The 25,060-nt window shown below is 67.6% G+C and carries 22 protein-coding genes and 1 tRNA gene (1 of these 23 cut by a window edge); 15 read left to right on the top strand and 8 right to left on the bottom strand.

The window, feature by feature from the left end:
- Nucleotides 1-48: transfer RNA gene (locus ASE86_RS16310), tRNA-Asp, on the bottom strand; it reaches 82 nt to the left of the window's first position.
- Nucleotides 49-114: 66 nt separating this feature from the next.
- Nucleotides 115-1,305 carry an AI-2E family transporter gene (locus ASE86_RS07985; RefSeq protein WP_056424336.1) on the bottom strand — a complete coding sequence of 397 codons (1,191 nt, stop codon included), beginning with the start codon at nt 1,303-1,305 and terminating at the stop codon, nt 115-117.
- A gap of 71 nt (nt 1,306-1,376) precedes the next feature.
- Here ASE86_RS07985 and ASE86_RS07980 point away from each other — a divergent pair, with 71 nt between their 5' ends.
- The 3 genes from ASE86_RS07980 to ASE86_RS07970 all read left to right on the top strand — a co-directional run bounded on the left by ASE86_RS07980 (nt 1,377) and on the right by ASE86_RS07970 (nt 4,193).
- A complete protein-coding gene (locus ASE86_RS07980) occupies nt 1,377-2,855 on the top strand; it encodes an FGGY family carbohydrate kinase (protein WP_056424333.1) in 1,479 nt (492 codons plus the stop codon).
- A gap of 68 nt (nt 2,856-2,923) precedes the next feature.
- Nucleotides 2,924-3,619, top strand: a complete 696-nt coding sequence (gene gntA, locus ASE86_RS07975; protein WP_056424330.1) for a guanitoxin biosynthesis heme-dependent pre-guanitoxin N-hydroxylase GntA — start codon at nt 2,924-2,926, stop codon at nt 3,617-3,619.
- Nucleotides 3,609-4,193: a DUF1989 domain-containing protein gene (locus tag ASE86_RS07970; protein ID WP_056424327.1), complete on the top strand. Its 585-nt coding sequence runs from the start codon at nt 3,609-3,611 to the stop codon at nt 4,191-4,193. The genes gntA and ASE86_RS07970 overlap by 11 nt, the downstream gene beginning before the upstream one ends.
- An 8-nt stretch (nt 4,194-4,201) precedes the next feature.
- Here the strand turns inward: ASE86_RS07970 and ASE86_RS07965 are convergent, their stop codons facing one another.
- The gene (locus tag ASE86_RS07965; protein WP_056426844.1) at nt 4,202-5,893 is read right to left on the bottom strand and encodes a class I adenylate-forming enzyme family protein; all 1,692 of its coding nucleotides are present in this window, start codon (nt 5,891-5,893) and stop codon (nt 4,202-4,204) included.
- Nucleotides 5,894-6,093: 200 nt separating this feature from the next.
- Here ASE86_RS07965 and ASE86_RS07960 point away from each other — a divergent pair, with 200 nt between their 5' ends.
- From ASE86_RS07960 to ASE86_RS07940, 5 genes are all read left to right on the top strand, one after another.
- Nucleotides 6,094-7,317, top strand: coding sequence for a serine hydrolase domain-containing protein (locus ASE86_RS07960; RefSeq protein ID WP_056424324.1), 1,224 nt, complete (start codon nt 6,094-6,096; stop codon nt 7,315-7,317).
- A 108-nt stretch (nt 7,318-7,425) separates the two neighbouring features.
- Nucleotides 7,426-9,453 (top strand): 3-hydroxyacyl-CoA dehydrogenase NAD-binding domain-containing protein, encoded by a 2,028-nt coding sequence (locus ASE86_RS07955; RefSeq protein ID WP_056424321.1) that lies wholly within the window; start codon nt 7,426-7,428, stop codon nt 9,451-9,453.
- A 156-nt stretch (nt 9,454-9,609) separates the two neighbouring features.
- Complete coding sequence (locus ASE86_RS07950; RefSeq protein WP_056424319.1) at nt 9,610-10,794, top strand: acyl-CoA dehydrogenase family protein; 1,185 nt, start codon at nt 9,610-9,612, stop codon at nt 10,792-10,794.
- Between the two features lie 95 nt (nt 10,795-10,889).
- Entirely contained in the window at nt 10,890-12,017 is a 1,128-nt protein-coding gene (locus tag ASE86_RS07945; protein WP_056424316.1) for an acyl-CoA dehydrogenase family protein, read from the top strand.
- Nucleotides 12,018-12,053: 36 nt separating this feature from the next.
- Nucleotides 12,054-12,950, top strand: a complete 897-nt coding sequence (locus ASE86_RS07940; protein WP_056424312.1) for an acyl-CoA thioesterase — start codon at nt 12,054-12,056, stop codon at nt 12,948-12,950.
- Between the two features lie 15 nt (nt 12,951-12,965).
- Here ASE86_RS07940 and ASE86_RS07935 read toward each other — a convergent pair whose 3' ends face one another.
- The 4 genes from ASE86_RS07935 to ASE86_RS07920 all read right to left on the bottom strand — a co-directional run bounded on the left by ASE86_RS07935 (nt 12,966) and on the right by ASE86_RS07920 (nt 17,372).
- Complete coding sequence (locus ASE86_RS07935) at nt 12,966-14,114, bottom strand: energy transducer TonB (protein WP_162233322.1); 1,149 nt, start codon at nt 14,112-14,114, stop codon at nt 12,966-12,968.
- Nucleotides 14,115-14,159: 45 nt separating this feature from the next.
- Nucleotides 14,160-14,951 carry an SDR family NAD(P)-dependent oxidoreductase gene (locus tag ASE86_RS07930; protein WP_056424306.1) on the bottom strand — a complete coding sequence of 264 codons (792 nt, stop codon included), beginning with the start codon at nt 14,949-14,951 and terminating at the stop codon, nt 14,160-14,162.
- Nucleotides 14,952-15,063: 112 nt separating this feature from the next.
- Nucleotides 15,064-16,146 (bottom strand): phosphotransferase family protein, encoded by a 1,083-nt coding sequence (locus tag ASE86_RS07925; RefSeq protein WP_056424303.1) that lies wholly within the window; start codon nt 16,144-16,146, stop codon nt 15,064-15,066.
- On the bottom strand, nt 16,125-17,372 hold the full coding sequence (locus ASE86_RS07920) for an acyl-CoA dehydrogenase family protein (RefSeq protein WP_056424299.1): 1,248 nt from the start codon (nt 17,370-17,372) through the stop codon (nt 16,125-16,127). Before ASE86_RS07920 ends, ASE86_RS07925 begins: the two co-directional genes overlap by 22 nt.
- Nucleotides 17,373-17,533: 161 nt before the next feature.
- Between ASE86_RS07920 and ASE86_RS07915 the strand changes: the two genes are divergently transcribed.
- Complete coding sequence (locus tag ASE86_RS07915) at nt 17,534-18,763, top strand: TetR/AcrR family transcriptional regulator (RefSeq protein WP_056424296.1); 1,230 nt, start codon at nt 17,534-17,536, stop codon at nt 18,761-18,763.
- Between the two features lie 10 nt (nt 18,764-18,773).
- Here the strand turns inward: ASE86_RS07915 and ASE86_RS07910 are convergent, their stop codons facing one another.
- On the bottom strand, nt 18,774-20,084 hold the full coding sequence (locus ASE86_RS07910; protein WP_056424293.1) for a spinster family MFS transporter: 1,311 nt from the start codon (nt 20,082-20,084) through the stop codon (nt 18,774-18,776).
- 218 nt (nt 20,085-20,302) lie between these two features.
- Here ASE86_RS07910 and ASE86_RS07905 point away from each other — a divergent pair, with 218 nt between their 5' ends.
- The 6 genes from ASE86_RS07905 to ASE86_RS07880 all read left to right on the top strand — a co-directional run bounded on the left by ASE86_RS07905 (nt 20,303) and on the right by ASE86_RS07880 (nt 25,059).
- On the top strand, nt 20,303-21,073 hold the full coding sequence (locus ASE86_RS07905) for a thioesterase family protein (protein ID WP_056424290.1): 771 nt from the start codon (nt 20,303-20,305) through the stop codon (nt 21,071-21,073).
- Between the two features lie 132 nt (nt 21,074-21,205).
- Nucleotides 21,206-21,937 carry a hypothetical protein gene (locus tag ASE86_RS07900; protein ID WP_056424288.1) on the top strand — a complete coding sequence of 244 codons (732 nt, stop codon included), beginning with the start codon at nt 21,206-21,208 and terminating at the stop codon, nt 21,935-21,937.
- 91 nt (nt 21,938-22,028) lie between these two features.
- Nucleotides 22,029-22,754, top strand: coding sequence for a response regulator (locus tag ASE86_RS07895; RefSeq protein ID WP_056426841.1), 726 nt, complete (start codon nt 22,029-22,031; stop codon nt 22,752-22,754).
- A gap of 38 nt (nt 22,755-22,792) precedes the next feature.
- Nucleotides 22,793-24,103 carry a sensor histidine kinase gene (locus tag ASE86_RS07890; protein WP_082441754.1) on the top strand — a complete coding sequence of 437 codons (1,311 nt, stop codon included), beginning with the start codon at nt 22,793-22,795 and terminating at the stop codon, nt 24,101-24,103.
- A gap of 52 nt (nt 24,104-24,155) precedes the next feature.
- Entirely contained in the window at nt 24,156-24,341 is a 186-nt protein-coding gene (locus ASE86_RS07885; protein ID WP_056424282.1) for a hypothetical protein, read from the top strand.
- A 22-nt stretch (nt 24,342-24,363) separates the two neighbouring features.
- Nucleotides 24,364-25,059, top strand: coding sequence for an endonuclease/exonuclease/phosphatase family protein (locus ASE86_RS07880; RefSeq protein WP_056424278.1), 696 nt, complete (start codon nt 24,364-24,366; stop codon nt 25,057-25,059).
- Nucleotide 25,060 lies beyond the last annotated feature (1 nt).

Raw genomic sequence — 25,060 nt, 5'->3', positions numbered from 1 at the left:
CGACCTCCGGCGTGACAGGCCGGCGCTCTAACCAACTGAGCTACACCCGCTCTCTAGCGAGGAGGCGGCTGTTACGGTGCCGCCTCCCACCCGTCAACAGATTCGCGAAATTTTCTAACCCTGCCCCGAAGAAATGTCGTCGCGGCGTTCGGTTCGCATCCGCAACTCGCCCGGTTCTTGGACCAGCGTCCCATGCTCGAACAGGAAGCCGGCGATATCCGGGCGGCCGGCTGCGTCGAGGATCGTCTGGATGATGATGAGCAGCGGCACCGCCAGCAGTGCACCCGGCGTCCCCCAGACCCACCCCCAGAAGCTTAGCGAGATCAGGATCAGGATCGGGTTGATCGTCAGACGATGCCCGACGATGAACGGCGTGATCGCATTCGCCTCGACCAGATGCGCGCCGACCATGATCGCCGCCGGCACCAGCGCCAGCCAGATGTCGTTGAACGTCATCAGTCCGCCCAGCGCCAGCAGCGCGGCTGCCAAAATCGGCCCCAGATACGGGATGTAGTTCAGCAGCGCGACGATGCCGCCCCACATCAGGGGCGTCGGCATGTCGATCGCCCACAGGCCACCGGCAACCACCAGGCCCAGGCACAGGTTGATGACGGTGATGGTACCGAGATAGGCGGAGGTATCGTCGACGACCTGCTGGATCACCCGCGCGGTCGCCATGGCGCCGCCGAAGCTGGTGCGCCGCGTGATCGCCGCGCGGCGGGTGCGGGTCCAGCCGGCCAGGAAGAAGTAGATGACCAGCACCGCATAGAACATCTCGACGAAGGCCGAGGGGGCCGACGTGGCGAACAGCTCGACGATCGACTGCGGCGGTGCTGCGGGGGCGACCTGCTGACGCTGCGGCGACGCCGCCATCTGGCGCAGCGTCTTGTTCACGAACTTCTCGAGATTGGAATACAGGTCGATCAGCGGCGACAGGTTATGCTGGATCTGGTCGATCCGTTCGGGAAGTATCCGCACCCACTGCCACGCCGGTACGACGATCGACGCGAGCGCGGCGTTGACGACGCCCAGGAACAGCAGCACGCAGAACAGCGCGGCCAGTCCCGAGGGCAGACGCCGCCGCTCCATCCATTCCAGCATCGGCACCATCGCGATCGCGATGACGATGGCCGCGGTCGTCGGCAGGAAGAACACCGATCCCGCCTGAAGCGCGAACGGCACGGCGACGACCAGGCCGACACCCGCGATCAGCGTCAATCCGGCGAGCAGGCGGTCGCGGCGCAGCACCTCGACATGAGACCCGTCGTCGGCGGCTAACGGTGTCGGTGCGGGGGCGTCGGCCACATGTCTCTCCTGAAGGTGGCGTGTCTGTAGCGCCATTCCCTGTCCCTGTAATCCCGGTTACGATACTGGGCATGGGAGAGATTTTGCTGGTCATCGATGCCGGGACGACATCGACCCGCGCGATGCTGTTCGCGCCAGACGGCCGCTGCCTCGGCGCGCAGGCCGCCGACCTGACGCAATCCTACCCCGCCCCCGGCCGTGTCGAACATGACGCGGCCGAAATCTGGGAAAAGACACGCGACTGTACCGCGGCGATGGTGGAACACGCGGGCGGCGCCGACCGGATCGCCGCGATCGGTATCACCAATCAGCGCGAAACGGTCGTCTTCTGGGATCGCACGACCGGCGAACCGCTTGCGCCCGCGATCGTCTGGCAGGACCGCCGCACGGCCGAAACCTGCCGCGCGCTGAAGGATGCGGGTGAGGAGCCCGGCGTGCAGGCGCGCACTGGACTGCTGCTCGACCCCTATTTTTCCGCGACCAAGATCGCTTGGGGCCTGCGCGAATGGCCGCAGGTGCGCGCAGCGGGCGACCGGCTGGCGGTAGGGACGGTCGAAAGCTGGCTGGTCTGGAAATTGACCGCAAATGCGTCCCAGGGCGGCACGCACGTGACCGACGCGACCAACGCCTCGCGCACGCTGCTGATGGGTCTCGGCAGCGGCCAGTGGGACGACGGGCTGCTCGCGCTGTTCGACGTGCCGCGAGCGGTGTTGCCCGCGATCGTCGACAGCGCAGGTGAGATCGGGCGGACCACGGCATTCGGCGGATCGATCCCGATCTGCGGCCTCGCCGGCGACCAGCAGGCCGCGACGATCGGCCAGGCGTGCCTGCAGCCCGGCATGACCAAGGCGACGTTCGGCACCGGCGCGTTCGTGCTGACGCAATATGGCGACCGCCTGCCCGCCTCGCGCAACCGCTTGCTCGCGACCGTCGCCTGGCAGATCGCGGGCAAGCGGGCCTATGCCCTCGAAGGATCGGTGTTCGTCGCCGGCAGCCTGATGCAATGGCTGCGCGATGCGGTCGGGCTGATCGGCGCGGCGGGCGACAGCGAAGCGTTGGCGCGCAGCGTTGCGGACAATGGCGGCGTGTATCTGGTGCCCGCGCTCGCCGGCCTGGGTGCGCCCTACTGGCAGCCGGACGCCCGCGCGACGCTGACGGGCCTCAGCTTCGGTGCCACCCGCGCGCATATCGTCCGCGCCGCGCTGGAGGCGATGGCGCATCAGGCGCACGATCTGAAACGCGCGTTCGCGGCCGATGGCGCGGACTGGAGCCGCCTGCGCATCGACGGCGGCATGGTCGCCAACGACTGGATGGCGCAGGATCTGGCCGACATGCTTGGCATTCCCGTCGAACGCCCCGCGTTCGTCGAGACGACTGCGCTGGGTGCAGCGATGCTGGCGGGCGTCGGCTGCGGGATGTTCGAAACGCTCGCGCAAGCGGCGGCGATGCGGGGCGCGGTCACGACGTTTACCCCGGCGATCGACGACGCGACCCGCGAGCGACGCCTGACCGGATGGACGGATGCGGTGCGGCGAACACTGGCAGGTTGACGAAAAAACGCGCTGACCGATGTTAATCGGTGGAGGCACTTATCGATGCCTGCCGCATTGAGCGGGCCATGCAGACACCCGCCTTCCAGAACGACCACCCCCTCGCCCTCGATTTCCAGTCCGCCGTCCGCGACCCCGCCTTTCCCTGCGTCGGCGCGAAGTCGGCGCTGTCGCGCGGCAACATGCAGTTTCTGGTCGCCCGCAATATCGAATCGGCCTGGGACGATCTGCGCGTCCACGCCGCGATCCGCGCCTTCGTCGCCGATTATCGCGCCGACCCGGGGCTGTTCCGGTCGTTCATCCTGCTGTTCGAAAGCGACCGCGGGCTCGACGAAACGGGGTTCGAACAGGCGATGTGGGATCGCCTGCAATCGCTCTCCGACAAGGACGAGTGGCTGGGCCAGGCGGCCGACCCGCGTGTCAGCGACGATCCCGACGACCCGCATTTCTCGCTGAGCTTCGCCGGCGAGGGATTCTTCGTCGTCGGCCTGCATCCGAAAGCCAGCCGCCCTGCCCGCCGTTTCCCGCAGCCGGCGCTGGTCTTCAACCTGCACGACCAGTTCGAACGGCTGCGCGCGGAGGGCCGCTACGAAAAGCTGCGGACGTCGATCATCGACCGCGACGTGGCGCTCGCCGGATCGGTCAACCCGATGCTGGCGCGCCACGGCACCCTGTCGGAAGCGCGCCAGTATAGCGGGCGTGCGGTCGGCGACGACTGGCGCTGTCCCTTCTCGGGCCGGAGGAATTTCAGCGATGCGGCATGAGATCGCACCGCGCACGGGCGCAGGCTTCGAACTGCGCGAAGGACAGACGCTGACGGTGTACGACCCGCGCGGCGAGCAGGTGGCTGACCTGCTCGCCTACGCCAGGCACGACCTGCGCGAGGTCATCTCGTCGGGCCGAACGCTGGACTACGCCAGCCGCCTGTTCCTGACGACCGGCGACCCGCTGTATTCGAACCGGTCGAACGTGATGCTGGAGATCGTCGCGGATACCGTTGGACGCCACGATTTCCTGCTGACGCCATGCAGCAAGGACACGTTCCGCATCATCTACGGCGACACCGATCCGCACCGCGGATGTTTCGGCAATCTCGCAGCGGCGCTGGCGCCGTGGGGTATCGAGCCGGACAGCATCCCGACCGCGTTCAACTGCTTCATGAACGTCGGCGTGAACGGCGACACCGGCGAAATCACCGTAGATCCGCCGACGAGCCGGGCCGGCGATCACATCGCCTTCGTGGCGCGGATGGATCTGGTGATCGGCCTGACCGCCTGCTCGGCGCTGCAGTCGAACAACGGCAGCTTCAAGCCGATCGAATATGAAGTGACTGGTTAAGACGGTGCCTATCCCGCTTCGAACAGCGCCTTCAGTTCCTTTTTCAGGATCTTCCCGTTCGCGTTGCGCGGCAGCACCGTGTCGGAGAAGCGGATCGCGACAGGCACCTTGAACGCCGCCAGCCGCTGGCGCACGAAGTCCTGCAACTCGGCTTCGCCAGCCTGCGTGCCCGCGGCGAGATGCACTACCGCCACGGGCTCCTCACCCAATGTACGATGCGGTATGCCGACCAACGCCGCATCGGTTACCGCTGGGTGCGCGTAGAGGACGTTCTCGACCTCGATCGAATAGATGTTCTCGCCGCCGCGGATGATGATGTCCTTGGCGCGATCGACGATGTAGCAGAACCCCTCGTCATCCAGCCGCGCGAGGTCGCCGGTGCGGACCCAGCCATCGATGAAGGTCTCCGCGGTCGCCTCCGGCTTGTTCCAGTAGCCCTTCACGATCATCGGCCCGCGCGCCCACAGCTCCCCCACCTCGCCGACGGGCAGCTCGTGGGTACCCTCGACGCTCATGATCTTCAGGTCGGCGCTCGCGACCGGCGGACCACAGCTGTCGGGACGGTTGATGTAATCCTCACCTCCATGCTGGGTGACGGTCGCCATCGTCTCGGTCATGCCCCAGCCGTTGGCGGGCAGCGCGCCGAATTCTTCGTAGATGCGCTTGACCAACTCAGGCGCCGAGGGAGCCCCGCCATAGGCGATCATCTCCAGGCTGGAGAGGTCGTAGTTCGCGCGGTCGGGATGTTCGAGCAGCTGCCACGCGATCGTCGGCACGCCGCCGGTCACGTTGACCCGCTCGCGCTCGATGATCCCCATCGCCTCGACCGGGTCCCATTTGCGCATGAAGACGAGCGTCGAACCCGACACCAGCGTCCCCATCATCGTCGCCGAGCACGCGGTCACGTGGAACAGCGGGATCACCGCCAGATAGACCTTTGGCATCGGCTCGGGCGGAACCTCCCCGCGGCGCAGCGACACGCGCGCCTGGACATAGCCCGATGACAGGATGTTGGTCGTCAGGTTACGGTGTGTGCCCAGCGCTCCCTTCGGCGCGCCCGTCGTGCCGCTGGTATAGAAGATCGTCGCATCGTCGTCGGGTTCGATCGCGGTTTGCGGGAAGGGAATGTCGGCTAGCGTCGCCCAAGTCGGTGCCGCCCCGATCAGCGCATCGAGCGCCGTCGCCTTGCCGGCCAGCTTGCCTTGCGGCCGCGCGACGAGGACGTGTTCGAGCTCGGGCAAGCGATCATAGACGTCAACCAGCCGCGCATGCCGCTCGCCGTCGACGATCAGCACCTTCGACCCCGAATCGGTCAGGCCGTATTCGAGCTCGCCGCCGGTCCACCAGGCGTTCAGCGGCACGCAGATCGCGCCGAGCGAGACGATCGCGAAGAACGCCACCGGCCATTCGGGCAAGTTGCGCATGGTCAGCGCGACGCGGTCGCCCTTCCTGACGCCCATCCCGCTGAGCTTCGTCGCAAGATGCGCGACCGCACGAACCGCGGCATCGAAGCTGATCCGCTCGTCCTGATAGATGGTGAACGGCCGCTCGCCATGGCTGCGCGCGAACTGGACGAGCAGCGCCAGGTTCGGCGGCGCGTTCTTCCACACCCGCGTCGGGATGCCACGGATATCGACCGTCTCCATCTCGAACTTCTGCCCCGCCGCGCAAAGCGCCGCCTCAGCCTGCGCCAGCGTCATCTTCGGCCAGGCGGGATCGAGCTGGATCAGCGGTTTGTCGGACACGGGCTTCCTCTCGTCACTAGAAGATCGGGTTTGCTCGACCCGACCTCATTTTCCGGCAAGGTTAGTGTTGATTTGCGCGCGGCTCAAGCGATAGAAGCAGGGTAACGGCGTCGAACCGGCGACGAAGCGTTTCGAATGAGAGGTATGTCACGGCGATGGAACTGGCGAAGCCCGAGGATCATGGCTTCGATGCCGGTCGCCTGCGCGCGATCGATGCGTTTCTCGCCGAACGCTACGTCGATTCGGGGCGGTTTGCGAACACCCAGCTATTGATCGGTCGTGACGACGCGATCGTGCATTTCTCGTCGAACGGCGTCGCGCGCGACGGTGGAACGGCGCCGGTCGATGCGCAGACGATCTATCGCATCGCCAGCATGACCAAGCCGGTGACGTCGGTCGCCTTCATGCAGTTGCTGGAGGAAGGCCGCGTCGCGCTCGACACGCCGGTGCATCACATCCTGCCCGAGTTGAAGGGCGTCGGCGTCTATGCCGGTGGCGGCGGCGACACGGCGTTCACCACGACGCCGACTGTCGAGCCGATGCGGATGATCGACCTGCTGCGCCACACCGCGGGTCTCACCTACGGCTTCCAGGAACGTACCCCGGTCGATGCTGCGTACCGCGCAGGCCGGATCGAGAACTGGCACGGCAATCTCGACCTCGACGGTTTCGTCGCGGCGCTGGGCGAACTGCCCTTGGAATTCTCGCCGGGCGAAGCGTGGAATTATTCGGTGGCCACGGACATACTCGGTCTGGTTGTGCAGCGCATCGCCGGCAAGCCGCTGGGCGACGTCTTCCGGGAGCGGATCTTCGCCCCGCTCGGCATGGACGATACGGGCTTCATGGTGCCCGCCGACAAGATCGACCGTCTGCCGGACTGTTACGCCTTCGTCCCCGGCAAGGGCCGCGTGATGTACGATCGCGGCGCGGACTCCGCCTGGTGCCACGCGCCGAAGCTGGTGTCCGGTGGCGGCGGGCTGGTATCGACGTCACTCGACTATTACCGCTTCTGCCGGATGCTGCTGAACACGGGCACGCTGGACGGTGCGCGCATCCTGTCGCGCAAGTCGGTCGAACTCATGACGATGAACCACCTGCCGGGTGGCCGCGACCTCGCCAGCATGAGCCGGTCGCTGTTTTCGGAAAGCACCAACGCCGGCGTCGGCTTCGGCCTGGGCTTTGCCGTGACGACCAACGTGCCGCCAACACTTGTGCCCGGGTCGGTCGGCGAATTTTATTGGGGCGGCATGTTCTCGACCGCCTTCTTCGTCGACCCGGTGGAACGGATCATCATGATCTTCATGACGCAACTAAGCCCCAGCAGCACCTATCCGGTGCGGCGCGAGATCAAGACGCTGCTTTATTCGGCTTTGACATAATCAACCTCGCCCCCGCGCAGGCGGGGGCCCATCTCCCGGACTGGCCATGTGGGCAGCGCCGGAGATGGATCCTCGCCTCCGCGGGGATGACGACAGAGAGGAACTGGCATGACCGACCCGATCACCACCCGCAAGGACGGCGACGTCCTCATCATCACTTCGGATAACCCGCCGGTGAACGCTCTGGGCGCCGCCGTCCGCCAGGGCCTTGACCGCGCGGTCAAGGAAGGCCTTGCCGACGACGGCGTGAAGGCGATGGTCATCGCGTGCGATGGCAAGACGTTCTTCGCCGGCGCCGACATTACCGAGTTCGGCAAGCCGATGCAGGAGCCGGGCCTGCCCACGCTGGTCGACAGCATCGAGGCATCGGACAAGCCGATCGTCGCCGCAATCCACGGCACGGCGCTCGGCGGCGGATGCGAAGTCGCGCTCGCCTGCCATTACCGCATCGCCGTCCCTTCCGCGAAGCTCGGCCTGCCCGAAGTGAAGCTGGGCATCCTCCCTGGCGCCGGCGGCACGCAGCGCCTGCCGCGTGTGGCCGGCGTCGAATTCGCGCTCGAGCTCGCAACCAAGGGCGATCCCGTTCCTGCATCGAAGGCACAAGCCGCCGGCCTGGTCGATCGGCTTGCGGGCGAAGACAGCCTGCTGGCCGACGCGGTCGCCTATGCCCGCGAAATCGCCGACGCCCGCCCCCTGCCTCGCGCCAGCGAGAAGCCGGTCACGGTCGAGCCCGGCGTGTTCGACGCCTTCCGCAAGACCAACGCCAAGCGCTTCCGCGGCTATGACGCGCCCGCCGAAATCATCTCGGTCATCGAGGAAACCGCATCGCTGCCGTACCCCGAGGGCGTGCAGCGTGAACGCAACGGCTTCATGAAACTCATCATGGGCGTCCAGTCTGCCGCGCAGCGCCATATCTTCTTCGCCGAGCGCAAGGCGTCGAAGATCGATGGCGTCGCCGACGACGTCCAGCTCCGTCCGATCAAGCGCGTCGGCGTCATCGGCGCCGGCACGATGGGCGGCGGGATCAGCATGAATTTCCTGTCGGCCGGCATCCCGGTGACGATCGTCGAGATGCAGCAGGACGCGCTCGACCGCGGCACCGGCACCATCCGCAAAAACTACGAAGCGACCGCCGCCAAGGGCCGGATGAAGCCCGAACAGGTCGAACAGGCGATGGGCCTGCTGACCCCGACGCTGAAGATGGAAGACCTCGCCGACTGCGACCTCGTGATCGAGGCCGTGTATGAGGAAATGGGGGTGAAGAAGGACATCTTCGGCAAGCTCGACGGCATCTGCAAGCCGGGCGCGATCCTCGCGTCGAACACCAGCTATCTCGACATCAACGAGATCGCGAGCGCGACGCAGCGGCCCCAGGATGTGCTGGGCCTGCACTTTTTCTCGCCGGCAAACGTCATGAAGCTGCTGGAGGTCGTGCGCGGCGACAAGACCGCAGACGACGTGCTGGCAACCGCGATGGCGCTGGCCAAGAAAATCCGCAAGGTCGCCGTCGTGGCCGGCGTCTGCTACGGTTTCATCGGCAACCGGATGCTCATCCCGCGCCAAATGGAAGCGATGAAGATGCTACACGAAGGCGCGACGCCCGAGCAGGTCGACCGCGTTCATGTCGAATTCGGGATGCCGATGGGCCCGTTCCAGATGAGCGACCTGGCCGGGGTCGATATCGGCTGGCACCGCGACCCGTCGCGCATCGAGAATATCCGCGACGCGCTGGCCGCCGAAGGCCGCTGGGGCCAGAAGAAGAGCGCGGGCTTCTACGACTATGACGAGAAGCGTCGCCCGTCGAATTCCCCCCGCGTCGCCGAGATCATCGAGGACTTCCGCACGAAGACCGGCACGCCGCAGCACGAGATCACCGACGAGGAAATCGTCGAGCGGACGCTGTACACCATGGTCAACGAAGGCGCGCTGATTCTGGAGGAAGGCAAGGCACAGCGGGCGTCGGACATCGATGTCGTGTGGATCTACGGCTATGGCTGGCCCCCGTACCGCGGCGGGCCGATGTTCTGGGCGGACACGGTCGGGCTGAAGACGATCGTCGCCGGCCTGGAAAAGCACGGCTTCCCGGTCGCCAAACTGCTCCGCGACAAGGCGGAAAAAGGTGAGCGATTCAACTAAACTAAGAATCCTCCCCGCTCGCGGGGAGGGGGACCATGCGCAGCATGGTGGAGGGGGTTCGCCGCGAGCGACCCCGGTGCGGCCCGCCCCCTCCACCACTCAGCTATCGCTGAGCGGTCCCCCTCCCCGTTTCGGGGAGGAGCAAGAGAGGATGCCATGACCGACCTCGACACCTTCCGCACCGAAACCCGCGCCTGGCTGGAGGAAAACTGCCCGCCATCGATGCGCGAGCCGGTGCGGTCCGACAAGGACGCCTGCTGGGGCGGCCGCGATCAGTCGATGCTGACGCCGGACCAGAAACTCTGGATGGACCGGATGGCCGCGCGCGGCTGGACCGTGCCCGACTGGCCCAAGGAATATGGCGGCGGCGGGCTCAGCGCGGCGGAAACCAAGATCCTGCGCGAGGAAATGGCGCGCATCCGGGCGCGCAATCCTTTGTCGAGCTTCGGCATCTCAATGCTCGGGCCGGCGCTGCTGAAATACGGCACGCACGAACAGAAGCTGGAGCATCTGACCAAGATCGCCCGCGGCGAAATCCGCTGGTGCCAGGGCTATTCCGAACCGAATGCGGGGTCGGACCTCGCCGGGTTGCAGACCTCCGCCGAGGACAAGGGCGACCACTTCCTGGTCAACGGCCAGAAGGTCTGGACCAGCTACGCCGACAAGGCCGACTGGATCTTCTGCCTGGTCCGCACCGACAGGACGACCAAGCAGGGCGGCATCAGCTTCGTGCTGTTCGACATGGCCAGCGAAGGCGTGTCGACCAAGCCGATCCTGTTGATCAGCGGCTATTCGCCGTTCTGCGAGACCTTCTTCGACAATGTGAAGGTGCCGAAGAAGGACCTGATCGGCGAGCTCAACAAGGGTTGGGACGTCGCGAAATATCTGCTGGGCCATGAACGCGAGATGATTTCGGGCATGGGTCTGGCGGCGCATGGCGGCAACCCGCTGATCGAAGGCGCGATCGCGACGATCGGACTTGACGACCAGGGCCGGCTGGCCGACCCGCTGCTGCGCGCGAGCCTGGCGATGTTCGAAGTGCGCGCCAAGGCGTTCGGCGCGATGAGCGAGAAGTTCATCGACGAACTGAAGGCGGGGCAGGCCCACCCCGCCCAGCCGAGCATGATGAAATACTACGGCACCGAGCTGAACAAGGCGCGGTACGAACTCATCATGGCGAGCGGCGGGTCGGACGCGCTCGAATGGGAAAGCGAGGCTTCGGCGAAGGGCGCCAAGCCGCGCGCGTGGCTGCGCACCAAGGCGAATTCGATCGAGGGCGGGACCAGCGAAGTCCAGCTCAACATCATCGCCAAGCGCATCCTGGAAATGCCGGGCGCCTAACATCCGGTGCTCCCGCGCAGGCGGGAGCCTAGAGCCACATACGCTGCGCTCGGGGCTCTGGATCCCCGCCTGCGCGGGGATACGAGGACTTTGAAATGCCCCTGTACCTCAACGACGAACAGACGATGCTCCGCGATACGGCAAAGGACTTCGTCGCCGACGCCGCACCCGTCTCGCATTTGCGCGCGCTGCGGGATGCGAACGACTCCGCCGGTTTCAGCCGCGACCTGTGGAAGCAGTTCGCCGAAATGGGCTTCACCGGCATCCTGATTCCGGAGGGCGACGGCGGCCTGGGCCTCGGCCATGTCGAGGCGGGCGTGGTGCTGGAGGAGATCGGCCGCAACCTGTCGCCCTCCCCGTTCCTCACGACTGCGGTCGCGGCGGTCGAGGCGCTGAAGGGCAGCGCGCACGCTGCGCAGCATTTCCCCGGCATCCTGTCGGGCGAGACGGTCGCCGCGCTCGCGATCGACGAAGGCCCCAAGCACCGCGCCACCGTCGCGATGCGCGCCGAGCGTGCCGGGAACGGCTTCCGCCTGACCGGCGCCAAGCAGTTCGTGACGCACGGCCATGTCGCCGATCTGCTGATCGTCGCGGCGCGCACCGCCGGCAGCGCGGATGAAGACGACGGGATTACCCTGTTCGCCATCCCGCGCGACGCCGCCAATCTGACCACCACGCCCGAGCGGCTGGCGGACAGCAGCATCGCCGCGCGAATGGAGTTCGACGGGGTCGAGGTCGATGCCGACGCGGTCATCGGCGAGGTCGATGGCGGTGCCGCCAATCTGAAGCGCCTGCTCGCCGCCGGGCGCACCGGGGCCGCGGCCGAGATGATCGGCGTCGGATCGGGCGCGATGGACATGACCGTCGGCTACCTCAAGGAACGCAAGCAGTTCGGTGTCACCATCGGCAGCTTCCAGGCGCTCCAGCACCGCGCCGCGCACCTCTATTCCGAAATGGAGGTCGCCCGCGCCGCGACGTTGAAGGCGCAGCAGCTGCTCGACGCCGGTGACGAACGCGCGGCGAACGCGGTGTCGGTCGCAAAAGCGATGAGCGGCCTCGCCACGACGCTCTCGGTGCAGGAAGCCATCCAGATGCACGGCGGTATCGGCATGACCGACGAATATGACATCGGCTTCTACATGAAGCGCGCGCGCGTTCTGGCCGAGATGTTCGGCGATACCAATTTTCACGCCGATGCGCTGGCGACGGCGGGCGGGTATTGACGATCACGATCCTCCCCGTATCGGGGAGGATGCAGGATGACCGACGACACCACGCCCCCACCCCGCGCCGAAACGCCTGAAGACCTCGTCGCGCAGCTCGTCACCCTTCTGGACGTCGAGACGATCGACACCGATCTGTACCGCGGGCCTCGCCAGCCGGGCGGGGTCGGGCGCGTGTTTGGCGGGCAGGTGATCGCGCAGGCGCTCCAGGCCGCGCAGCGCAGCGTCGAGGACAAGGCCGCGCATTCGCTCCACGCCTATTTCATGCGGCCGGGCGACGAGAATTTCCCGATCATCTTTCGCGTCGTGCGCGACTTCGACGGCGGCAGTTTCGCGACGCGGCGGGTGATCGCGATGCAGAAGGGGCAGCCGATCCTGAACATGGCGGCGTCGTTCCAGCGCGCCGAGGACGGGCTGCACCACCGCGACGCGATGCCCGACGTGCCGCCGCCCGAAGCCCTGCGATCGGAAACCGACCTGCGCCGCGAGCATATCGAGGAAATTCCGGAGCGGATGCGCCCGTTCTTCCTGCGCGCGCGCCCGATCGAGATGCGCCCGGTCACGCCGCGCTCGCTCATCAGGCCGCAGCCTGCCGATCCGGTCTGGCACGCGTGGTTCCGCGCCAGCGCGCCGCTGCCCGACGATCCGGCGCTCCACCGCGCGATCCTGAGCTATGCGTCCGACATGGCGCTGCTCGGCACCGCGATGATGCCGCACGGCAAAAGCTGGCTGAGCGGCAAGATGCAGACCGCCAGCCTGGATCACGCGGTCTGGCTGCACGAACCGTTCCGCGCCGACGACTGGCTGCTGTACACGACCGACAGTCCGTGGTCGGGCCATGGTCGCGGGTTCAACCGCGGGCGCATCTTCGCGCGCGACGGCCGCTTGGTCGCGAGCACCGCGCAGGAAGGCCTGATCCGCGTCCGCGAGTAACCCCCGCGGCCGGCCTCAGTCGATGATCGGCGGTGGCGGCGGCGGTGGCGGGGTCCGCATATCTTCGTCGCCCTCCGGCAGCTTGAAGCGCACCCGCTCGACGCAGCCCGATGCCCCGCGGGTCGACGGCGCGCGGCGCGCGCTTGACAGGATCTGGCGGGCCTGATCGCCGAACGCGGCGGCCGGTTCGCTGGCGATGACGCTGACGTTGCCGACCTGCCCCCAGGGCGCGACATCGTAGCGCATGATCGCCCAGCCCTCGATCCCGCGGCGGCGGAACGGTTCGGGAAAGGTCATCCGCGGCAGGTTCGCCCAGGGCGCCGCCTCCAGCGGGCAGCCATCGCCCGCGGTGCGGAAGCCATCGAGCGATGGGGACTCCGGCGCTTCCAGCGGGTCGCGCTGGCGGCGCATCATCGGCAGCACACATCCGGTTCGGGCACGATCCGTCTTGAAGCGCGATTTCGCAGCGGCCTGGCGCGTCGCGGCGTCCAGCGCGGCATTTCCGTCGCTCTGCACGGTGCGCACCCGGACCGGCTTCCCGTTGCGGTCGAGGTCGAACCCGGCAACCGTCATCGACAGGGTCCCGGCCGCCTGCGGGACCGCGTCCAGATCGGGATAAGCGCGGAGCAGCGGCGCCAGGCCTCGCCCGTCATAGCAATCACCGTCGGCATCCTGCGCGCGCTTCCGCATCTCGCCTTCGAAATAAGCTGCGTCGTGCGGCAGCGTCAGATACCGGCGGACCAGTTCGGCCGGGGCATCGGCGATCGGGCGGGCCTGAACATCATACTCGATCGTGCATCGCGCTTGCGGTGCCCCCGTGGCAAAGCGCGACGCGGCCAGCGCCGGTTGCAGATCGGGGGTCGGGACATAGGGGCCCGACCCGACCCGCGTTTCGGGCACGACACCAAGCACGCGTCCATCGTCGGCGATCCGGAAGCGAAAGCGATACGGCGCGATCGCCTGACCGGGCGTCATGACTCCGGCGGACGGGATCGGTCGCGCAACGGCAACCGGTGCCGGCGTCCCGCCGTCGCACGTTGCCGTGCCGGGCATAAATTCGAATATCGCGCGGGTCGATCCGCTGACGACCGGCGGGATCGGCGGTGCGGGCGGCACTTGCGGATGCGCGGTGGCGACGACGGTGAGCATTGTCAGGATCGGCATGGCGGCATCCTGCACCGGAGCCATGACATTGCCAAGACGACGCAGCTACACGGCGGTCTTGCCGTAGTCCTGTCGATTGAACGGGTGGCTCGACGACAGTCCGCCATCGACGACGATCGCCTGGCCATTGACATAGCTCGCCGCATCGGAGGCAAGGAAAGTCACGACTTCGGCCAGTTCCTCGGGTTCGGCTCCGCGGCGCAAGGGATTGAGCTGACCCAGCCGGTCGCCCTTCCCCGCGGCGCGCGCGCTGTCGAAGATGAATTGCGTCATCCCCGTCTCGGTCAGGCCCGGGCACACCGCATTCACCCGCACGTTCGATCCGCTCAACTGCTGCGCGCCGACCTGTGCTAGGTTGATGACGCCCGCCTTCGAAGCCGAATAGGCGGGCGAGCCCGCGCCTGATCGCAGGCCAGCGACGCTGGCGGTCAGGATGATCGACCCGCCGCCGCCGGCGACCATGTGGGGCGCTGCGTGCTTCAGCGCCAGGAACGGGCCGATCACGTTGACGCGCAGCACGTCGGTGATGAGTTCGACCGAGGTGTCGAAGATATTGGCGAGCCCGCCCGAAATCCCGGCATTGGCGAACATTACGTCGAGCCGCCCGTGCCGCTCCATAGCCAGATCGACCGCGCTGACGACATCTTCCTCACGCCCCGCATCGATCCGCAGCGGCGTTGCAGCGTCGCCGATCATCGCTGCCGTCGCGTCCGCGCCCTCGGTCAGGTCGGCGCAGATCACTCGCCCGCCCTCGCGCGCGAACTGGATGGCGGCGGCGCGCCCGATGCCCGAGCCCGCTCCGGTCACGATGATCGACTTGCCTTCGAAGCGTTGCACTGCCCTCTCCTATAAACCTACGTCACCCCCGCGCAGGCGGGGGTCCATCTCCCGGACACGCCGCGCGGATAGCGCGGGAGATGGATTCCCGCCTTCGCGGGAATGCCGGCTGTTATGCCGCCCCCGCCTTCTTCGCGAAGTCCCACGCCGCGCCGGCCAGCCGGTACACCTGCGCCGCCGATGCCTCCGCCTGCGCGCTGGATGCCGTGCCGTCGACGATGCGCTTCTTGATCCCCTGGACGATGCCGGTCAGGCGGAAGAGGTTGTAGGCGAAATACCAGTTGAGGTCGGGCACGCCGTCGCGGCCGGTGCGTGCGCAGTAGCGCTCCACCATCGCGTCGATCGTCGGGATGCCCGTCGCCGGCCCGGTCCGGCCCATGACGCCCGACCGCCCCTCGGGCTGGGTGACCCAGCTCATCAGGAAATAGCTGAAATCCGCCAGCGGGTCGCCGAGCGTCGACAGCTCCCAGTCGAGCACCGCGATGACGCGCGGGGCGTCGGGCGCAAAGATCATGTTGTCGATGCGGTAGTCGCCGTGGACGATGCTGGTCGCGGTCTGCGGCGGCAGCGTCGCGGGCAGCCATTCGATCAGCCGGTCGACCTCGGGCATCGTCTCCGTCTCGGACGCGCGATACTGCTTGGTCCACCGTGAGACCTGGCGCTCGAAATAATTACCCGGCTTGCCGTAATCGGCGAGGCCCGCCGCGACGTAATCCGTCGTATGCAGGTCGGCGAGCGTGTCGCACATCGCCTCGTAGATCGCGGTACGCTCGGCCGGCGCATAGCCCGGCAGCGTTCCGTCCCACAGATTGCGCCCGTCGGCGAACCCCATGACGTAGAATTGCGCGCCGATCACGCTTTCGTCGGTGCACAGGCCGTGGGGCTTCGCGACCGGAAAGCCGGTGGGATGCAGCCCCGCGATCAGGCGGTATTCGCGATCGACCGCATGGGCCGAGGGGAGCAACGACCCGAACGGCTTGCGCCGCAGCACATAGCGCGCGCCATTGGCGTCCTCGATCAGATAGGTCGGATTCGACTGGCCGCCGGAGAATTTCCGATACGTCAGCGGCCCGCCGAAATCGGCGACATTCGCCGCCATCCACGCGGTCAGCGCCGGCTCGTCGAGCCGGTCCCTGTCGGCGACCGCGGTAGTCTGCGGGGCCTCGGCCGGCGTCACGAGGCCGCCCCACCCCATTTGCCGAACTCGTTGCGCGCGATGGCGCGGTTGTGGACCTCGTCCGGGCCGTCGGCGAAGCGCAACGTCCGGACGTTCGCCCAGTCGTGCGCCAGATGGAAATCGCCTGACACACCGGCACCGCCGTGTGCCTGCACGGCGTCGTCGAGGATCTTCAGCGCCATCGTGGGCGCCTGGACCTTGACCATCGCGATTTCGAGCTGGGCGGACTTGTTGCCCGCCTTGTCCATCATGTCGGCCGCCTTCAGGCACAGCAGGCGCGTCATCTCGATGTCGATGCGGGCGCGCGCGATACGCTGTTCCCAGACGCTCTGGTCGGCGATCCGCTTGCCGAACGCGACGCGCGACAGCAGCCGCTTGGCCATCGCCTCGATCGCAGACTCCGCCACGCCGATCGTGCGCATGCAGTGGTGGATGCGGCCCGGCCCGAGGCGCCCTTGCGCGATCTCGAACCCGCGCCCTTCGCCCAGCAGGATATTCTCGGCCGGCACGCGGACGTTCTCCAGCACGACCTCGCCGTGGCCGTGCGGCGCGTGGTCATAGCCATAGACCGACAGCATCCGCTCGATCCGCACGCCGGGTGCGTCCATCGGCACCAGGATCATCGACTGCTGGGCATGGCGCTTCGCCGATGTGTCGGTCTTGCCCATCAGGATCGCGACCTTGCAGCGCGGGTCCCCGACGCCCGACGACCACCATTTGCGGCCGTTGATGACATAGTCGTCGCCGTCGCGGACGATGGACGTCTCGATGTTGGTCGCATCGGACGAGGCGACCGCGGGCTCGGTCATCAGGAAGACGGAGCGGACCTCGCCTTCCATCAGCGGTTTCAGCCACCGGTCCTTCTGCTCGCGCGTGCCATAGCGGTGGAACACTTCCATGTTGCCGGTGTCGGGCGCCGAGCAGTTGAAACATTCGCTCGCCCAGACGATCCGCCCCATCTCCTCGGCGCACAACGCGTATTCGAGGTTGGTCAGCTGTTCGCCCTCGAACACGAAGCTGTCGTCGACATGCGCCTGGCCCGAATTGGGCGGCATGAAGAAATTCCACAGCCCGGCCGCCTTGGCCAGGGCCTTGACCTCCTCGATCACCGGCAGCACCTTCCAGCGCTCGCCCGTCGCACACTGGCGGTGGTATTCGGCGTCGCGCGGGGCGATCTCGCGGTCGATGAAGGCGCGCACCCGGTCGCGCCAGTACGTCTCGCGCTCGCTCAGCGTGAAGTCCACGGGCCTCTCTCCTCGAGATCGTCGTTCGCCGCCGAGGGTAGGGCGTACCCGTTTTTCGGTAAACCCCGCTCATCCGATTTTTATCGCCTGCGGTCGCGCGTACCGGCTTGTGCAAAAAGCCTCTAGGCGTTTCACGCGACGATGCTATCCTCGCTGACAAGATGACGGCGACCGTGACCAGAGAAAGGGGGACCAAGCGGTTCCAGGCCAAGCGCGACGCGATCCTGGCCGCGGCCGCCGAAGCGATCAACGACCAGAGCGCCAAGGGCATGACCTTTGCCGATGTCGCGGCGCGCGTCGGGCTGAACACCACCAGCGTCACCTATTATTTCCGCCGCAAGGAAGACCTGGCGTCGGCGTGCTTCGAACATACCATCGACCAGTTGGGCGCGATGCTGGACGACGCGATGGAAGAGCCGACGCCGGAGCGGCGTGTCGCGCGCTATCTCGCGATCAATTTCCAGCGGATGGGCCGGATCGCGCGGGGCGAGGAAACCGCGTTTGCGATCCTGTCTGACCTGCGCGCGATGGACGAGCCGATCAAGGGCAAGCTGCTGACAGGCTGGCAGCGGGTGTTCCGCAACACGCGCGCGCTGTGGGGCGAGCCCACCGACCGCACCGCCAAGGACCTGAACGGTGCCCGCGCCCACGTGCTGCTTGAAAACACCTTCTGGCTGTCGATCTGGCTGACGCGGTACGACGTCGACGAATACGACCGCGTCGAATCGCGCCTGATGGACGTTTTTCGACACGGCCTGGCCGGCAGGGCCGCACGCTGGACGCCCCACCTGCTGGAGGTGGACGACAGTGACCAGGAACCCGGCCGCGCCGCGTTCCTTACCGCCGCCACCCGCCTCATCAACGAACTCGGCTATCGCGGCGCGTCGGTGCAGAAAATCGCTAGCGAGTTGAACGTCACCAAGGGCAGCTTCTATCACCACCTCGACGCCAAGGACGAGCTGGTCACCGAATGCTACCGCCGCAGCTTTGACCGCATCGCCGCGGCGCAGGCAAGCGCACACAGCGCAGGCGGCACATATTGGCAGATGCTCGAAAACGTCATGGCGACGCTGCTCGACATCCAGTTTTCCGAACGCGGGCCGCTGCTCCGGACCACCGCCCTGTCGGGCCTGCCGCCGCGCGATCGCCAGACGATGATCGATCGCTCGAACCGCCTCGCGCGGCGCTTTGCCGGTATGATCTCCGACGGAATCGCCGAAGGATCGATCCGCGCGGTCGATCCGCTGGTCGCCAGTCAGGCGCTGATGGCGATCCAGAACGCCGCGTTCGATATGCGCAAATGGGCCAGCACCATGCCGCGCGAGCGGGCCGTCGCGATGTACGCGTCGACGCTGATGTTCGGCCTGTTCGACGATCGGGTGATCGCCTGACGCTAGCCGCTCAGGCGCTCGCGCGTTTCAGCAGGACCCCTGCCCGCCAGTAATGGAACAGCGCCCAAGGTGTCACCGCGGCAAAGCTCAGCATCGCCCAGCGCAGCGATTCCGCATCGCCCATCGACGGCTTCAACTGGTCGGAGATCACGCCGATCAGCGTCGGCCCCAGCCCCAGCCCGATCAGGTTGATGACCAGCAACGTGACCGCCGCCCACAGGGCCCGCAGACGCAGCGGCGCCAGCCCCTGGATCAGCGCGAACGTGGGCCCGAGATAGCTCTGCGTCAGCAGCAGCGACAGCCAGTAGAGCGGCACCGCCGCCCACGCATCAGTCGCGAGATAGAACAGGAAAGACAGCGGCAGGCCGACGATCTTCATCGCCAGCACGAGCCAGCTCTGTGCGTACAGCCCCCAGCGCTTCGCCGCCCGGTTGGCGAGCCACCCGCCGCCGACCGCCGACAGCGTCCCGCACACAGCGCCGATCGGCGCCACGATCGAGGCGATCTCGACCTTGCTGAGGCCGATCGAGCGGATGAGGAAGCTCGGTCCGAAGGCGGTCTGGCCGTATCCGATCATCGAGGTCAACGTGACGCCCATCACTAGGTGGACCGCGGCGCGGTTGGCGAACAGCGACCGGAACCCCGCGGCAAAGCCCGGCGTCGCGTGCGCCTCCTGCTGGTCGGCGACGATTTGCACGTCCGATAGCCCGCGGCGCGGCTCGACCACGAATAGTTTGATGACGACTGCCAGGACGATGCCCGGCAGTCCCACCGCGAACATCGCGACGCGCCAGCCATACAGGTGCGCGACGAACCCGCCGATCATCGTCCCGAATGCCGACCCCAGCACGACGCCCAGCGAATAGATGCCCATCGCACCCGCACGCTGGTCGGCGGGGTACAGGTCGGCGATGATCGAATGGCTGGGCGGGCTCGACCCCGCCTCGCCGATCCCGACGCCGATGCGGGCGAGCAGCAGTTGGACGAAATTCTGTGCCAGGCCACAGACCGCGGTCATCGCGCTCCAGATCGCCAGCGCGATCGCGATGATGTTCACGCGGTTGCCACGGTCCGCCAGCCGCGCGACCGGAAGGCCGAGCGTCGCGTAGAAGATCGCGAAGGCGAACCCGGCGAGCAGCCCGAGTTGCGTGTCCGACAACAGCAGTTCGGCGCGGATGTCCTCCTGCAGGATCGCCAGGATCTGGCGGTCCATGTAGCTAAAGAAATAGGCGGCGGTCAGCAGCGCGAGCGTCGGCGTGCGGCGGCGCAGCGCCAGCCCGTCCGCCAGCGGCGCGGTGATCGGCGGCGCGCCCGCGCTCATCGCTGGGCTCCGCGGAGAAGCGGGAATCGCTGGCGCATGTCCTCTCCTGTCGTTGATTTCGAAGCTGCGGTATGGCGTCCGCGGCGTCAAGCACGCTGCGGCGGGTCGATCGACGATGACGGTGGGATTTCGCTGCCGAGTCCGATACGCCGCAATATCATGATCGATTCCCGCATCCGGTACGATATGCCAACACCCCCCGACACGGAGCCTGCCGCATGACCGCGCTCGCCGACATCTTCGCCGCGCTGGAACCCGTCGAGGACGGTTTCCGTGGGCAGATTCCCGCCGGCTGGTTGCAGGGGCGCACGGCGTACGGCGGCTTGTCATCCGCGCTAGCGCTGCACGCCGCCCAGGCCTGCGAGCCCGACCTGCCGCCGCTGCGCTCCGCGCTCGTCGCCTTCGTCGGCCCGCTCGCGAACACAGTGACGATCACCGCGCGCCGCCTGCGCCGCGGCCGCAACGCCGCGTATATCGACGTCTCCATCGCCGGAGACGGCGGCGTCGGATACCGCGCGACGTTCGTTTTTATGCGCGAGATGGAATCATCGATCGCTTTCGATCGGAGCGATACGGCGACCCTCGCGCCGCCGCCCGCCGGGGCAAGGCTCCACCGCGGCCCGGCCGACCATTTCACGCACAATTTCGAGTTTCTCGACCACGGCACCCCCGACGCCCGGGGCGAATGGCGGCGCTGGGCACGGCTGGTGGAACGCGATGGGCTCGATCCTGAGGTCGCGCTGATCGCGGTGGCCGACGCACTGCCCCCGGCTGCCTATCAGCTACACCGCGGGGAAGCGGCGATGAGTTCGCTGACGTGGCAGCTCAACCTGCTCGTCCCCCGCCCGACGAACGACGACGGCTGGTGGCTGATGGAAAGCCGCACCGACCGGGTGGTCGGCGGTTACTCCAGCCAGCGGATGACGATGTGGGCGGCAGATGGCACGCCCGTCGCCGACGCGATGCAGGGGGTCGCGATCTTTGCCTGATCCTGCGACACTTCGCGACACTTTCGCACGCGCCGGACACAGATCTGCGACCGGGCGCGACGATACAGGCACCACCGCGGGCCCGCCTGCCCCGACACCTCACCCCCCGACACCTCACCGGAGTGACCGCACATGCTTAAGTCCCTTACCGCCGCCGCACTGGTCGGCTCGGTCGCCTTGGGCGGCCTGGCCTATGCCCAGACCGCTACCCCCGCAGCACCCGCACCCAAGGCGGCGAAGGCCGATGCGAACGGCGATGGCCAGGTCAGCCGCGCCGAGTTCATAGCGCGGGCCGAAGCGAGCTTCGCGCGCATGGACGCGAACCGCGACGGGATGCTGACCGCCGAGGAACGTCGCGCCGGCAAGCCGCCCAAGGCGCGACGCGACGCGGCCGCGATGGCGACCCCGTACGCCGCGCCGCAGGACATGGGCGCGCCACGACCCGACGGTCCGATGGCCGGGCGCCCTGGTGGCGGAATGCGCGGCCCTGGCGGCGGGCTTGCGCGGATGGACGGTGACGGCGATGGCCGCGTGACCCGTGCCGAGTTCGACGCGGGCGGTCGCACCCGGTTCGAGCAGATGGACACCAACCGCGACGGCAAGATCGATGCGACGGAAATGGCCAGCCTGCCCGGCGGCGGTCGCGGGATGCGCGCCGATACCAACGGCGACGGAACGCTGACCCGCGCCGAATATGACGCCCAGTCGAAGGAGCGGTTCGACCGCAGCGACGTGAACGGCGACGGCGTGCTCGACGCCGCCGAATTGCAGTCCGGGCCGATGCGCGGCGGTCGCGGCGGTGGTCAGCGCCGCGGCGCGATGCCGCCCGCCCAGCCCCAGCCGGCAGCGCCAACCGGCGCCTGACTGGCCCACCGCCGGATCGGCTACGCGGCTCCTCCCACGCGTGCCGGTCCGCCGGTGGTCAATCCCACTCGACGCGGTTACCGACATGACCATGGCCTCCCCCGACCTGCCCCATCTGCTGCTCGTCGACGACGAACGCTCGATCCGCGAGCCGCTGGCGCAATATCTGACGAAACAGGGCTTTCGCGTGACGCAGGTCGGCGATGCCGAGGCGGCGCGCGCGCGCCTCAACGCGTATGCGATCGACCTCGTCGTGCTCGACATCATGATGCCGGGTGAGGACGGCCTGTCGCTCTGCCGCCACATCCGCGCGACGAGCGAGACACCCGTCATCCTGCTGACCGCCAAGAGTGAGGAGACCGACCGCATCGTCGGGCTGGAAATGGGTGCCGACGATTATGTCGTGAAGCCGTTTTCCCCGCGTGAGCTGGCCGCCCGGATCAAGGTCGTGCTGCGCCGCGTCGCTGCTGGCGGCACGCGCCAGCACGCCCCCGAAACCGGCAGCTTCGCCTTCGCCGGCTGGGTGCTGAAGACCGGCGAGCGCAACCTGGTCGATCGCGAAGGCGTGGCAGTGCCGCTGTCGACCGGTGAGTATAATCTGCTCCACGCGCTGGTTACGCGCCCGCGTCAGGTCCTGACGCGGGACCAGTTGCTCGACCTGACGCAGGGGCGCGAGGCCGCAGCTTTCGATCGCGCGATCGACAATCAGGTCAGCCGGCTGCGCAAGAAGATCGAGCCCGATGCAAAGAACCCGCAGTTGATCAAGACCGTGTGGGGCGGCGGCTACACGCTTGCGGCCGAGGTCACGCGGTTGTGAAGGCGTGGCGACCCTGGCCACGCAGTCTCGCCAGCCAGATGGCCGTCCTGATCGCGCTCGCGCTGTTCGTCGCGCAGGCGATCAATTTCGGCCTGATCCTGAACGAACGATCGAAGGCGCGGGTCCTACAGGCCGCCCGCCCGGCCGCGATCCGCATCGCCGACGCGCTCGATCGCGAAGTCGAGGGCGGTCGCGACCTGGTGGCCGATCGGGGGCGCGTCAGGCGGTTTCCGGCAAATCCGATCCTGCCCGTCGTCGTGAAACGCGATCCCGAGCTAGCCGCCGAGGTTCGCCGCCAGTTGACCGAGCAGGGGGTCACTTATCGCCGTGTCGATACCGGACAGCTCAACCAGAGCGACCAGGGCACCGATCGCGCGGGATGGAAGGGCGCCCGCCACTACAATCGTCCGGCCCAGATGATGATCGCAGTCGAACAGCCCGATGGGCGGTGGGTCGCGGTGCGGGCGCCCTGGCCCCAGCCGGGCCCGCGCCTGCTGATCGCGCTGCTGACCCAGACGATGATCCTGTACGGCATGATCCTGTTGCCGGTCATCTGGATCGGGCGGCGGATGTCGCGACCGCTGCGCGACCTGGCGTCCGCCGCGCGCGCCTTTCGCCCCGGCGAGGCGACCGCTCCAGTCGAGGAACGCGGGCCCGCCGATGTCCGCGCGGTCATCGCCGCCTACAACACGCTCGGCACGCGGGTGACCGCGATGCTCGATGAAAAGGACCGGATGCTGGGCGCGATCGGCCATGACCTGCGTACCCCGCTCGCCGCGCTGCGCGTCCGCATCGAATCGGTCGAGGACGACGACGATCGCCAGCGCATGGCCGATACCGTCGACGAGATGGCGCGGATGCTGGAGGACATCCTGTCGCTCGCACGCCTCGGCCGGTCGAGCGAGCCGCCGTCGGAAGTCGATCTCGCCGCGCTGGTCGACGCGGTGGCGGAGGATTTCCGCGACCTGGGTCACGACGTCGAGACGCGCGATGCCGACCGCCTGCCCTGGCGCGTGCGACCGGCGATGATGCGGCGCGCGGTGCGCAACCTGGTCGAGAATGCGATCAAATACGCCGGCAGCGCGGAAGTCGTCGTCGAGCGGCGTCCGGACGGCGCCTGCATCGCCGTGCTCGATCGCGGCCCCGGCATCCCGGAGGACCGGCTGGCACATGTGTTCGAACCGTTCATCCGCGTCGAGACATCGCGCAACCGCGATACCGGGGGGATCGGCCTGGGCCTCGCGCTTGCGCGCGCGATCGTCCAGGAAATCGGCGGCACGCTGACCCTCACCAATCGCGACGGCGGCGGCTTGGCTGCGACGATCACGCTGCCGCTCCCACGAAACTAACGGCCACAATCAACCGTTCACTGTTGCAAGGATTTCGTGCTGGAGCCGCGTCATGACCGATCATCGCCATCGCCCCGAGGATGAACCCGGTCATGCCGTCGCCGAGGACGGTGTAGTCGTGCTCGACGGGCCGAACGGGGTCGCAGTGGCGATGACGCCTGACGCTGCCGACGGCACCGCGCGCAGCCTTACCGCTGCCGCCGCCGAAGCGCGGCTCCAGACACCCGAGGGCGGATGACGCCACGGCCGCTGCGTCCCGCATGATCACCGTCGCGTCCTATAACATGCGCAAGGCGATAGGCACCGATCGCCGCCGCGATCCCATGCGCGTGTTGGAGGTCCTGCGCGAAATCGACGCCGACGTCATCGCGCTGCAGGAGGCCGATCGCCGCTTCGGTACCCGCGCCGGTGTCATCTCCCCGCATCTGCTCGACGAACACAGTCCGTGGAAGGCACTGCCGGTCGGCGTCCGCACCCAGTCGATGGGCTGGCACGGCAACGCGCTGCTGGTGCGCAAGGACGCGGTCGTTTCCGACTGCGAGCCGATCCACCTGCCGACGCTCGAGCCGCGCGGTGCGGTCATGGCGGATGTCCGCGTCAACGGCACGCCCTTACGCGTCGTCGGGATGCACCTCGACCTGTCGGGGCTGTGGCGGCGGCGGCAGGCGCACGCGATCCTGGCGCATCTCGCTGCATCTGCGGTGCACTATCCGACGGTGATGATGGGCGACCTCAACGAATGGACCCGCGCCGCCGGGTGCCTGAAGGACTTCTGCCGCGATTTCACCAGTGCCGAAACCGGCCCCAGCTTCCACGCCCGCCGGCCGGTCGCCCGGCTCGACCGCATTCTCGTCTCGCGCGACTGGCGGATCGTCGACTGCGGCGTCCACGCCAGTCTTGCCGCGCGCACCGCTTCGGATCATCTTCCGATCTGGGCGCGGCTCGACCTCGCCTGAG

Origin of the sequence: Sphingomonas sp. Leaf33 (assembly GCF_001421785.1) — a bacterium.
GTDB lineage: Bacteria > Pseudomonadota > Alphaproteobacteria > Sphingomonadales > Sphingomonadaceae > Sphingomonas.
The sequence above is the reverse complement of the archived record's forward strand: the minus strand, read 5'-3'. Positions and strand labels throughout refer to the sequence as shown.

Excerpts from the sequence above, each read along its gene's own strand:
- ASE86_RS07980 (WP_056424333.1), top strand. The coding sequence starts at position 1,377 with ATGGGAGAGATTTTGCTGGTCATCGATGCCGGGACGACATCGACCCGC.
- gntA (WP_056424330.1), top strand. The coding sequence starts at position 2,924 with ATGCAGACACCCGCCTTCCAGAACGACCACCCCCTCGCCCTCGATTTC.
- ASE86_RS07970 (WP_056424327.1), top strand. The coding sequence starts at position 3,609 with ATGCGGCATGAGATCGCACCGCGCACGGGCGCAGGCTTCGAACTGCGC.
- ASE86_RS07965 (WP_056426844.1), bottom strand. The coding sequence starts at position 5,893 with ATGACGCTGGCGCAGGCTGAGGCGGCGCTTTGCGCGGCGGGGCAGAAG.
- ASE86_RS07960 (WP_056424324.1), top strand. The coding sequence starts at position 6,094 with ATGGAACTGGCGAAGCCCGAGGATCATGGCTTCGATGCCGGTCGCCTG.
- ASE86_RS07955 (WP_056424321.1), top strand. The coding sequence starts at position 7,426 with ATGACCGACCCGATCACCACCCGCAAGGACGGCGACGTCCTCATCATC.
- ASE86_RS07950 (WP_056424319.1), top strand. The coding sequence starts at position 9,610 with ATGACCGACCTCGACACCTTCCGCACCGAAACCCGCGCCTGGCTGGAG.
- ASE86_RS07945 (WP_056424316.1), top strand. The coding sequence starts at position 10,890 with ATGCCCCTGTACCTCAACGACGAACAGACGATGCTCCGCGATACGGCA.
- ASE86_RS07940 (WP_056424312.1), top strand. The coding sequence starts at position 12,054 with ATGACCGACGACACCACGCCCCCACCCCGCGCCGAAACGCCTGAAGAC.
- ASE86_RS07935 (WP_162233322.1), bottom strand. The coding sequence starts at position 14,114 with ATGCCGATCCTGACAATGCTCACCGTCGTCGCCACCGCGCATCCGCAA.
- ASE86_RS07925 (WP_056424303.1), bottom strand. The coding sequence starts at position 16,146 with ATGGGGTGGGGCGGCCTCGTGACGCCGGCCGAGGCCCCGCAGACTACC.
- ASE86_RS07915 (WP_056424296.1), top strand. The coding sequence starts at position 17,534 with ATGACGGCGACCGTGACCAGAGAAAGGGGGACCAAGCGGTTCCAGGCC.
- ASE86_RS07910 (WP_056424293.1), bottom strand. The coding sequence starts at position 20,084 with ATGAGCGCGGGCGCGCCGCCGATCACCGCGCCGCTGGCGGACGGGCTG.
- ASE86_RS07905 (WP_056424290.1), top strand. The coding sequence starts at position 20,303 with ATGACCGCGCTCGCCGACATCTTCGCCGCGCTGGAACCCGTCGAGGAC.
- ASE86_RS07900 (WP_056424288.1), top strand. The coding sequence starts at position 21,206 with ATGCTTAAGTCCCTTACCGCCGCCGCACTGGTCGGCTCGGTCGCCTTG.
- ASE86_RS07895 (WP_056426841.1), top strand. The coding sequence starts at position 22,029 with ATGGCCTCCCCCGACCTGCCCCATCTGCTGCTCGTCGACGACGAACGC.
- ASE86_RS07890 (WP_082441754.1), top strand. The coding sequence starts at position 22,793 with ATGGCCGTCCTGATCGCGCTCGCGCTGTTCGTCGCGCAGGCGATCAAT.
- ASE86_RS07885 (WP_056424282.1), top strand. The coding sequence starts at position 24,156 with ATGACCGATCATCGCCATCGCCCCGAGGATGAACCCGGTCATGCCGTC.
- ASE86_RS07880 (WP_056424278.1), top strand. The coding sequence starts at position 24,364 with ATGATCACCGTCGCGTCCTATAACATGCGCAAGGCGATAGGCACCGAT.